We start from the raw sequence: 1,107 nt of genomic DNA, 5'->3' as shown, positions 1-1,107 counted from the left end.
TAGGGAGTGTTTCGAAGTAGTTGATGGGGTGGCACCGTTATGCGGTGCCACCCCATCAATGTGTTCAGCGGGATCTGTTGTCGGCGTTGGTATGTAGGTGAGGTCTCCGGTAGTTGGTTCAGCTGTCGAAGAAGAACCTTGAATACCGGAGACCTCGTGGCCAGCGTAGCGGTGGTGGCGGGGCGCGCGGACCTGACCGATGCCCAGTGGGCCCGGTTGGAACCGTTGCTGCCCCGGAACAAGAAGGCGGGACGACCGCCTCAGTGGACGAAACGGCAGCTCATCGATGGGATCCGGTGGCGTACCCGAGTCGGATCACCGTGGCGTGACGTGCCGGCGGTGTATGGGTCGTGGCTGGCGGTGTATGGGCTGTTCCGGCGCTGGCAGCGTGCCGGAGTGTGGGCGTTGATCCTGAAGTTGCTGCAAGCGTTCGCCGACGCGGCAAACCGGATCGTGTGGCAGGTGAGCGTGGACTCGACGATTCTGCGGGCCCATCAGCATGCTGCCGGGGCTCGCCGCGACGGTGACGGGCAGGCCGAGCCGCCCGGAGGGGTGGTCCGCGAACCCGACGATCACGGGCTTGGCCGGTCGCGGGGCGGATGGTCGACGAAGTTGCATCTGGCTTGCGAACAGGGCTGCCGGGTGCTGTCGCTGCTGGTCACCCCTGGCCAGGCCGGTGACAGTCCCCAGTTCACGGCGGTCCTCGACGGCATCGAGGTGCCCAAGACTGGTGGTGGCCGGCCACGATCACGACCGGTTCGGGTGCTGGCCGACAAGGCGTATTCCAGTCGAGGAAATCGGGAATGGCTGCGTCGGCACGGGATCCGGGTGACGATCCCGGTTCCAGCAGACCAGGTCGGCCATCGCCGCAACCGCGGCTCGGGCGGTGGCAGGCCGCCGGTGTTCGATCCGGTCGTCTACCGGGACCGTAACGCTGTCGAACGTGGCATCAATCAGCTCAAACAGCATCGGGCGGTGGCCACTCGCTACGACAAGCTCGCTGTCCGCTATCTGGCGACGGTCCATATTGCTGCGATCAATCAGTGGCTGCGACACGGGTGAGGACGGGCCGAACAGCCCGCCCTCACCACTTCGAAACACTCCCTA

At 65.4% G+C, this 1,107-nt stretch carries 1 protein-coding gene; it reads left to right on the top strand.

The annotated features are described in order from the left end of the window. The first annotated feature begins 156 nt into the window (after nucleotides 1-156). A complete protein-coding gene (locus NG1_RS34830; protein WP_062978124.1) occupies nucleotides 157-1,062 on the top strand; it encodes an IS5 family transposase in 906 nt (301 codons plus the stop codon). The last annotated feature ends 45 nt before the right edge of the window (nucleotides 1,063-1,107 follow it).

This window comes from Nocardia gamkensis NBRC 108242, assembly GCF_001612985.1.
GTDB lineage: Bacteria > Actinomycetota > Actinomycetes > Mycobacteriales > Mycobacteriaceae > Nocardia > Nocardia gamkensis.
The sequence above is the reverse complement of the archived record's forward strand: the minus strand, read 5'-3'. Positions and strand labels throughout refer to the sequence as shown.